Here is a 9,379-nt window from a genome sequence, read left to right on the forward strand (position 1 = left end):
CACGCCACCCTCTGCATGGTGGCCCACGGCTTCCTCGCGCTGCGTCGAGCGCTTTTTCCCCCGGAAGCGAGTGCAATGGACGCTGCCCATGGTGCGGCGTCGCCTTCAGCACTTGCTGCTCAGCCGCATCGGCCACTGTCCCCTCTGCCTGCGTCACCTCAATCCCCGCGCTCCTCCTCTCGGGCCGTCACGCATCTGATCAAGTAGTATTAGTCCCGGAGAGTCCTGATCAACCCCCGACCTGTCGGGAAGGCAGGAGCGGGGTAGAGTCGCGCGCCCGGAAGAGGGCATACCCGGGACGAAGGTGGGACATGGCCGAGGCACCACGACAGGGGGAGGACGCGGAGGTGAAGGCGGCGGCCCTGGCGGTGCCGGCGGCCCAGCCTCCCCTGGAGGTCCGGCCTCCGGACGTGGGCGCGGTGAAGACGGTGGCGGGGGGCCTGCCCGCGGTGCTGCACGCGTTCAAGCACGTGCTGGGTGAAGCGGGGCCGTGGCGCGGCGGCAAGCTGCTCTGGAAGATCAACCAGACGGATGGCTTCGACTGCCCGGGGTGCGCGTGGCCGGACCCGACGCACCGGTCGGTGAACGAGTACTGCGAGAACGGCGCGAAGGCGGTGGCGGAGGAGGGGACGCGCGAGCGGGTGACGCCGGAGTTCTTCCGCGAGTGGAGCGTGGCGCGGCTCGCCGAGCAGTCCGACCTGTGGCTGGGCAAGGCGGGCCGGCTCACGCACCCGATGGTGCTGCGCGAAGGCGCCACGCACTACGAGCCCCTGTCCTGGGACGACGCGTTCGCGCTGGTGGCGGAGGAGTTGAACGCGCTGGGCTCACCGGACGAGGCGTGCTTCTACACGTCGGGTCGGACGAGCAACGAGGCCGCGTTCCTGTACCAGTTGTTCGTGCGGCAGTTCGGCACCAACAACCTGCCGGACTGTTCGAACATGTGCCACGAGTCGAGCGGCACGGGCCTCTCCGAGACGATTGGCATTGGCAAGGGCTCCGTCACGCTGGAGGACTTCGACCACGCGCAGGCCATCTTCGTCATCGGCCAGAACCCGGGGACGAACCACCCGCGCATGCTGTCGGCGCTCCAGGCCGCCGCGCGCCGGGGCTGTGAAATCGTCAGCGTCAACCCGCTGCCGGAGACCGGGCTCAACCGCTTCAAGCACCCGCAGGAGGTGCTGCACCTCCTCGGTCCCGGCACCGCGCTCAACAAGCTCTTCCTCCAGGTGCGCATCAACGGCGACGTCGCGCTGCTCCAGGGGTTGGGCAAGGCGCTCCTGGAGCGCGAGGCGAAGGCGCCGGGCACCGTGGTGGACCGGGCGTTCGTCGAAGGCAGGACGGCGGGCTTCGACCTGTATGTCGCGCACCTGGGCAAGGTGTCATGGGACGACGTCGTGGAGCAGAGCGGTGTGCCCCGCGAACAGATCGAGTCCGCGGCGGACATCCTGGCGCGCTCCGAGCGCACCATCTTCTGCTGGGCCATGGGCCTCACGCAGCACCGCAACGCCGTGGGCAACGTGCAGGAGGTGGTCAACCTGACGCTCCTGCGCGGGAGCATCGGCAAGCCGGGCGCGGGCGTGTGTCCGGTGCGCGGGCACAGCAACGTGCAGGGCGACCGCACCATGGGCATCTGGGAGCACCCGCAGCCCGCGCTGCTCGATGCGCTGGAGCGCGAGTTCGGCTTCTCGCCGCCGCGCCTTCCGGGCCTCGACACGGTGGGCACGCTCAAGGCCCTACACGACGGCCGGGTGAAGGTGTTCTTCGCGCTGGGCGGCAACTTCCTGTCAGCCACGCCGGACACGGAGTTCACCGCGCGGGGACTGCGGCGCGCTCGCCTCACGGTGCATGTCTCCACCAAGCTCAACCGCGCGCACCTGGTGCACGGTCAGCGCGCGTTGATCCTCCCGTGCCTGGGACGCACCGAACACGACGTGCAGGCCACGGGGCGGCAGTTCGTCACGGTGGAGGACTCGATGGGGATGGTGCACGCGTCGCGCGGCGCGGTGACGCCCGCGTCCGAGCACCTGCTCAGCGAGCCCGTCATCGTCGCGCGATTGGCGCACGCGGTGCTGGGTGCCCGCACGCAGGTGCCGTGGCTGTCGCTGGTGGAGGACTACGACCGGGTGCGCGAGCTCATCTCCCGCTGCATCCCGGGCTTCGAGGACTTCAACCGCCGCGTGCGCGAGACCGGTGGGTTCGCGTTGCCCAACGGCCCGCGCGAGGGACGCTTCCCCACGCCGGATGGGAAGGCGCACTTCACGGTGCACGTCATGCCGCGCCTGAAGCTGGGGCCCGGGCAGTTGCTGATGATGACGCTGCGCTCGCATGACCAATACAACACCACCGTGTATGGCCTGGACGACCGCTACCGGGGAATCAAGCAGGGCCGGCGCGTGGTGTTCCTGCACCCGGAGGACGTGAAGGCGCGCGGGCTGACGGCGGGGCAGAAGGTGGACCTCACCAGCCACTTCCAGGGGGAGACGCGCGTGGCCCGGGAGTTCCTGGTGGTGCCTTACAACATCCCCCGTTCGTGCGCGGCCACGTACTTCCCCGAGGCGAACGTGCTCGTGCCGGTGGACAGCCATGCGGAGAAGAGCCGCACGCCCACGTCGAAATCCATCGTCATCACCGTGGCCCCGAGTTCCGGCGCCGTGGCCCGGCTTCCCGCCGGCACTCCGGATGTCGCGAGGCCCGGGTGAGCCTCTCGCTGCCCACGCCGCTGTCGGCCGAGGTCGGGTGGCCGGAGTCGCTCCAGCCGCTGCATGCGCAGGTGGCGGCGGCGCTGCCCCAGGAGGCCGTGGCCCTGAGCGCCGGCTGGCGTGAGGACTTCGCGCGCTGGGTGCGCGGTGCTTCGCTTCCGGAGCGCACGCGGGCGCAGGCCGCCGCCTGGGAGCGGCTGTCCCCCGGCGAGCGCAGTCCGGGCGAAGTGCTCTTCCTGTTGTCCACGTGCAGCGAGCTGCTCTGGCCCTACGCGGAGCCGCCTCCGGGCCTGTTGGGACAACTGCTCGCCCGGCAGCGCGAAGCGGTGGCCATGCTCCGCGACGCGGGGGATGCGGAGGGCGCGGAGCGGATCCAACGTGAGACGGACGCGTCGCTGTCCACCGTGCTTACGCGCTACCTGAAGCGCCATCCGGACGCGTTGCAGACGCTGGTGCGGGGCGTGCCGTGCACGTTCGATGGCCGCGCGCTGCGATTCCGGGACGCGGTGGAAGTCGATCTGAAGTTGGTGCTGGGCGCGGGACCGAAGTCGGTGGGGCTCCTGGAGCAATTGCGCGCGCTGCTGCCCGACACGCGCGAGGAGGGGCGCGACCGGCTCGCCGAGTTCATCCGCACGCGCGCCGCGCGCGTCCCCTGGCGTGAGGCGCGCGAGGTGCTGGGCGAGCGGCTCTTCGCGCTGGCCACGTCCCCGGACGGCCGGGTGGGCATGCGCGGCTTCCTCGCGTGCTACCCCAACGGGCGCAAGGAGCCGGACTGGTGTTCGCGCGCGGGCCTGCTGCTGGCGCGCACGGTAGAGGTGGGCGGGCCGCCCGCGGTGGTGGAGAACCTGTGCGACCTGCTCACGCTCTTCGACTCGCCCCCGGTGGACGGGCTGCGCGGGGCGCTGGGTGCGCTGGTGCAGAGCGACTTTGATGCGGCGGCGGACCTGGGCCACGCGCGGTTCGTCCTGGACCACTGCCACGGCACGATGCGCAAGAACGAGCCCGCGCTGGCGCTCGCGCTCCTGTGGCTGGAGGAGCGGCTGTTCCGCGCGGCCGTGCGGCGGGGCGTGCCGGAGGCCTTCGAGCGGCGCACGCGGGCCCGCGCCCGGCTGGAGTCATTGCCCGGCTTCGCGCACCTGGTGTGGCTTGCGGAGGAGTGCGCGGAGGTGTGGCCGCGCTTCCGCTCGCCCTCGCGGCCCGGCCTGGACGGGCTGGTGGCGTGGCGCGCGGAGGTGGCGCAGCGCATGGGCAAGAAGCCCGTGCTGCGCAAGGCGGCCATCGAGTTCCTCCTGTGGTGCGCGCCGGATGAGGCGTCCTCCGAGGCGGAGCTGGCGGTAATCGCGCTGGTGCGCACCGCCACGGACCGGCGGCTGGTGCGCAAGATGCTGGAGCACCCGTCGCCCAAGGCCCGCTTCCGCGCGCGCTCGCTCCAGTCCTGGCTCCAGGCCGGGGCGGGGCAGGGCAGGTCCCCGGCGCCAGTGGAGGCCTCGGAGCCCGCGACGCTGACGGCCTCGCTGCGTCACCTGCACGCGACGCGTTCGGTGCCGGTGGGCGGTCGCACGTGGCTGCGCGACCGCGACCTGGAGGACCTGCTGGTGGGCGCGGTGGGGCGCGTGGAGGCGGACGTCGCCGTGCGCCACCCGGAGCGCTTCCGCGAGGAGACCGCGGACCTGGTCGCAGGGCTGCTGGAGGGCCTGCGCGCGGAGCTGGAGCGCATCCAGGCGGACCTGGGTTCGCTGCTGGCCCAGGGGCGCGCCTCCCCGCTGTCCCTGACGATGACCGTGCAACGCGCGCCGCTCCCCGTGCGGGACGGGGGCGTGGAGGTGGCCTTCGTCGTCTCGGTGGAGCGCGAGGGCTTCGTGCGCACGCGCCGGGTCGTCCGGATGCCGGTGGCGAAGCTGGAGCAGCGGGGCGAGGGCCAGTGGCTGCCCACGTTCCGGCTGGGCCGCGAGCGACTGGATGCCCTGCTCGCGCGCACGGAGGCCGCCTTCTGCCTCTTCCTGGTGCCCGCCTTCGTGCGCGCCGAGTGCTGGGTGGTGCCGGCGCGGCTGGCGCGGGCGCTGATGGAGACGCAGGGGGCCCTGGCCGGTGTGCCCCGTGAAGCCGCGCAGGCGGTGTCCCGGCCCCTGGCGCAGTGGCTGGTGTACGACGTGCTGGGTCTGTGGGTGGGCGACGAGCGCCCCGACGTGGTGGACGCCGTGCGTGATGGCGACGCCGGCGCGGACTTCGTGGTGGACCTGCTCGTGCGCTGAAGGCCCCCGTCCCCGAGGGGCGGAAATGCCCCGGGGAATTGTCCGGGAATATCCAGAAGGCCCGGCGTAATGGCTGACGAGGGGTGCTGAAACTCCGTTCGGGCAGGGGAGGACCTGTCAGGTCCGTCCGAATGGGGTTCATGCCTCCACGTGCGTGTCGTCGTCGTGTCTCCAAGGGGCGTGAAGGATCTTCACGGTGAAGAGCACGACATCGAGGGACCTGGGGACTCGTGGTTGTGGCCACGGGATGGGGCCCAGGCACTGATGGGGAGCCCGGGCGGCTGAAGGGCCCGGGCGCCTCTATTGGGTTGCGGTCGGAGTTCGTCGAACGAAGCCGAGCCGGAGGAGGAGTGTGTCCTCAATGAAGATGTCGAACCAGGGGGCCGCCGTGTCGCGTTTCCACTGCGGGAGGAAGAAGGAACACAAGGGGGCGCGCATGCGAGCTCCAGGTGAGCGTCCGGGAACCTTCGTGGATGGGGTCCGGTGGCGGCAGGCACGGACGCGGGCAGGCAGCGGTGCCAGCGCGGTGTCCCTCTCCGCCCGGTGCGAGGCGCGGGATGCGGACGTCGCGCTGGCGCATCCGCAAATGCTTCCGGAGCGGGCGGCCTTCGGGGAACTGGTGGCCCGGTCCGCCGCGGCCCGGGACAGCTTTGAACGGATGGAGCGCGCTGCCTCGTGCAGCGCCACGGTGTTGCTGGAAGGGGAGACGGGCACGGGGAAGAGCCGCGCCGCGCTCGCCATCCACCGCGCGGGGCCCCGTGCGGGAGCTCCCTTCCTGGTGGTGGACTGCGGTGCGCTTCCGGCGAACCTCCTGGAGAGCGAGCTGTTCGGCCACGAGAAGGGCGCCTTCACCGGGGCCATCCAGCGCCGCGTGGGGGCCTTCGAGGAGGCCGACGGCGGCACCATCTTCCTGGATGAGATTGGCGAACTGCCCGCGGAGCTGCAGCCCAAGCTGTTGCGCGTGCTGGAGAACCGGGAGATCCGCCGCCTGGGCTCCAACACGCATCAAGCGGTCAACGTGCGCGTCATCGCGGCCACGCACCGCGACCTGCGCGCGGAGGTGCAGGCGGGCCGCTTCCGGGCGGACCTGTACTTCCGGCTCGCGGTGGTGGGCATCCCGATTCCCTCCCTGCGCGAGCGGCCCGAGGACATCCCGCTCATCGTCGAGCGGATCCTCGCGGGGCTGGGCGCCACGCCCGCGCAGGCGGAGTCACTGACCGCTCCGGGCTTCCTCGCGCAGCTCCAGAAGTCCGCGTGGCCGGGCAACGTGCGCGAATTGCGCAACCACCTGGAGCGCTGCCTCGTCTTCCAGAGCGCGCTGCCGCCCGGGGGGGCCGGGGCCGGCCTCCAGCCCGCGACCTCCCGAGCGGTGGATGCGTCGGTGACGTATGCGGAGTCCCGGCGCCGGGCGCTGGAGGCTTTCGAGCACGACTACGTGGAAGCGCTCCTCAAGCTGCACGGAGGCAAGGTGTCCCAGGCCGCCGCCGCCGCCGACATGGACCGCGTGTACCTGTATCGGCTCCTGCGCCGGCATGGTCTGAAGAGTTGATGTCTGATTTGACTCGGGCGGGTTGAAATATACAGTCATTGACTGGCTTCATGGGGTGTTGGATCTGTCTCCGCCTGGAGGCAATTCCATGCGCCGCAATCCGTATCGCCTTGTTGCTGGAGCCATGTTTGGTTTTTGCGCTGTGGTGTCCGGGAGCTGTGGGCCCTCGGAGGCGCATCCTCCTCATCCGTTGGAGACGCTGAGCCGCGGTCAATCCGTGGTCACCGCCGCGACGCCCGAAACGCTGCCCTCCAGCTTCCTGTCAGACATCGCTGAAGCCCTGCCGGAGAACCAGTCCGTCCCGGTCCATCACCCGGACTACGTCGCGCCCTCGAACGACCCCAACATCCTGGTCACGGCCACCGCGGATGTCTGGGTGACGTTCGTGTCCGAGGGCGCCACCTACCGCAACACGCTGGGTTACTTCACCTATCCGGACGGCAGTCCTCCTTCCACGGTGGAGGATGTGCAGAAGGTCGTCATCTTCCCCAACGCCTCGGCGTGGGGCTCCACTGGGGAACTCCAGACGGGGGATCGTGTCCACCTGGGCTCGTTCTCCGCTGGGACGCGGCTCGGCTTCTTCCTGGTGGCGGACGGCTGGGATGGGACCCAGGTGGACCTCTCCAAGCTGACCTACTACTCCGTGGAAGCGCTCAACCCGGAGGCGGCAGAGAGCCAGCGGCGCCACGTGATGAGCGCCTATCATCTGGCAGCCCAGCGCCGGGTGCTGGCCTTCGAGGACTACGATCGGGCGCACGAGCAGGTGGATGACGATTTCAACGACGTCGTCTTCACGGTTCAGAGCAATCCTGTGACGGGCATGGATGCGGGTGGGCCCACCCTGCCGGAGACGGTGAAGCCCTGTCCGGAAGCCCCTTCCGCCAGCGTGCATTCCTGCCAGGAGTTGCACCAGTATTGTCCGTCGCTGGGCAGCGGCGTCTATTCACTGAACCCCTGTGATACGCAGCCGTCCGAGTACTACTGCGACATGACCACGTCCGGAGGTGGATGGACGGTGGCCGGATGGCAGGCGTCCAACGCGAAGACGAGCCTGGGCGTGGCGACGCGCGGCACCCCGGGCGACGAAGACTGGTCGAAGAGCCTGGCGTGCCTCAACTTCAACAGCGTCATGGTCTTCAACCGCACTTTTGGAGAGAGCTTTACCCAGTCCTACGCTCCCTCGGCATGGGGCTACAGCCAGACGAACATTGCCTTTGGTGTCGCGGGAACTGCCTTCAAACAAGGGACCTATGGGCCGGACAACTCCCAGATCATGATGGGGTGTGTCAATTATGGTTATCGCGGCAACGTCTACCCTGAATACGCCTGCGATAGTGACGGCCTGGGAGGGGCTCAGGGGCACCTCGCTGACTACGCGGGCGAGTACTGCGCCGGCGCACGGCTCGACTACACCTGGGCGTGGAGTGACGGAACCACCTGCAGGTATCGCGGCGTCCCCTACACCTGGGGCTTCGCGGTCCGCTGAACCCGCGGCGTCTTGGAGGAGGGGAGGACCGGCCCGACGGTTCGGCGGGCCGGAATCCCCCCCTGACTTTTCCCACGCGGGATGGGGGCGGCTGGCGGAGAATCCCGCCCATGTCCGCCACCATCTTCGATCTGCACACGCTCCCCGCGATGCCCGCCGCGCTCCTGCGAGCGGCCTTCACCCGCAGGACGGCGCGCGGAACGGCCCTGCCGGAGATGACGCTGCGGGCGCACGGCTGCCGCGCCTCCCCGGAGCTGCTGGCGCGCTACCGGGCCGCGTGCGGCTTCGATGCCGACGGCTTCCTGCCGGTGACCTACCCGCAGGTGCTCGCGACGCCGCTGCACCTGGGCCTGCTGGGCCTGCCTGAGTTCCCGTACCCGGTGCTGGGCACCGTGCACGTGCGCAACCACATCCAGCAGCACCGCCGCATCGCGGACGCCGCCCCGCTCACCGTGTCCTGCCACTTCGACGGCCAGCGGGACGTGCCCGCGGGCCAGGAGTTCGACCTGCACACGCGCGTCGAAGCCCAGGAGAGTGGCGAGCTGCTCTGGCAGGCCGTCACCACCATGCTGCGCCGCAACGGGGCCCGGAAGGACCCGGAGCCGGGGCGCAAGGACCGCCCGCCCGACGAGGCCCAGGCCGCGCGCTTCGCCGCGAGCCGTCCCTCCCCGTGGACCGTTCCCGCCGACACCGGCCGCCGCTACGCGCGAGCTTCGGGCGACTTCAACCCCATCCACCTCACGCCCCTCACGGCGCGGCCCTTCGGCTTCCCGCGCGCCATCGCGCACGGCATGTGGACGCTCGCGCGCTGCGTGGCGGAGCTGGGCGAGGCGGCCCACGCGGACGCGCTCCGCCTGGACTGCGACTTCAAGAAGCCCCTGCTCCTCCCAGCCCGCGTGACGTTCCAGACGGCCCGCGAGTCGGGGGGCGTGGCGTTTCGCGTGCTGTCGGAAGAGGGGAAGCCGCACCTGCTCGGACGGCTGGACTGAAGCCCGAGCGACCCGCCGTCGGGCCGGGGGGCGGGCGGCCCACCGTCAGTCGCTCAGCTCCGGCAGGTCCGGCAGGCTGTCCGGATCCAGCTTCATCATGGCGCACAAACGGCTCAACGTCGGGATGGTGGGCACCATCACGCCGCGCTCGACACGGGCCAGGACTTCCACCCCCAGCTCCAGATGTTCGGCGACTTCCTCCATGGAGAGCCCCGCCTGCTGCCGCGCCGTCTTCAGCGCCGCGCCAAGCGCTTCGGCCCGCTCTCTCCGACTCTGTGTCATTCCCCGAGCATGGCGCCATCCGGCCCTGCCGTCACTTGAATCCCACACGCACCCCTTCCGGACGGTGGCCCGCCCAGGGACCTGTCCTCCCCGGCGTGAAGTCCCCAACAACACGCCACCCC

At 70.6% G+C, this 9,379-nt stretch carries 6 protein-coding genes and 1 pseudogene; 6 read left to right on the forward strand and 1 reads right to left on the reverse strand.

Annotated features, from left to right (window positions below):
* The 6 genes and pseudogenes from D7V88_RS45705 to D7V88_RS34740 form a co-directional block, all read left to right on the forward strand.
* Positions 1 to 207, forward strand: a pseudogene (locus tag D7V88_RS45705) (IS701 family transposase); the annotation flags it as partial.
* 104 nt (positions 208 to 311) lie between these two features.
* A complete protein-coding gene (locus D7V88_RS34720) occupies positions 312 to 2,699 on the forward strand; it encodes an FdhF/YdeP family oxidoreductase (RefSeq protein ID WP_244238553.1) in 2,388 nt (795 codons plus the stop codon).
* Positions 2,696 to 4,951: a hypothetical protein gene (locus tag D7V88_RS34725; protein WP_244238554.1), complete on the forward strand. Its 2,256-nt coding sequence runs from the start codon at positions 2,696 to 2,698 to the stop codon at positions 4,949 to 4,951. The genes D7V88_RS34720 and D7V88_RS34725 overlap by 4 nt, the downstream gene beginning before the upstream one ends.
* Positions 4,952 to 5,387: 436 nt before the next feature.
* Complete coding sequence (locus D7V88_RS34730; protein ID WP_279636130.1) at positions 5,388 to 6,500, forward strand: sigma-54 interaction domain-containing protein; 1,113 nt, start codon at positions 5,388 to 5,390, stop codon at positions 6,498 to 6,500.
* 190 nt (positions 6,501 to 6,690) lie between these two features.
* On the forward strand, positions 6,691 to 7,986 hold the full coding sequence (locus tag D7V88_RS34735; RefSeq protein ID WP_158625224.1) for a DUF4114 domain-containing protein: 1,296 nt from the start codon (positions 6,691 to 6,693) through the stop codon (positions 7,984 to 7,986).
* Positions 7,987 to 8,096: 110 nt separating this feature from the next.
* Entirely contained in the window at positions 8,097 to 8,975 is an 879-nt protein-coding gene (locus D7V88_RS34740) for a MaoC family dehydratase (protein ID WP_120544901.1), read from the forward strand.
* A gap of 45 nt (positions 8,976 to 9,020) precedes the next feature.
* Here the strand turns inward: D7V88_RS34740 and D7V88_RS34745 are convergent, their stop codons facing one another.
* Complete coding sequence (locus D7V88_RS34745; protein ID WP_120533568.1) at positions 9,021 to 9,257, reverse strand: helix-turn-helix domain-containing protein; 237 nt, start codon at positions 9,255 to 9,257, stop codon at positions 9,021 to 9,023.
* Positions 9,258 to 9,379 lie beyond the last annotated feature (122 nt).

The organism is Corallococcus terminator, from assembly GCF_003611635.1.
In the GTDB taxonomy this organism is placed as follows: domain Bacteria; phylum Myxococcota; class Myxococcia; order Myxococcales; family Myxococcaceae; genus Corallococcus; species Corallococcus terminator.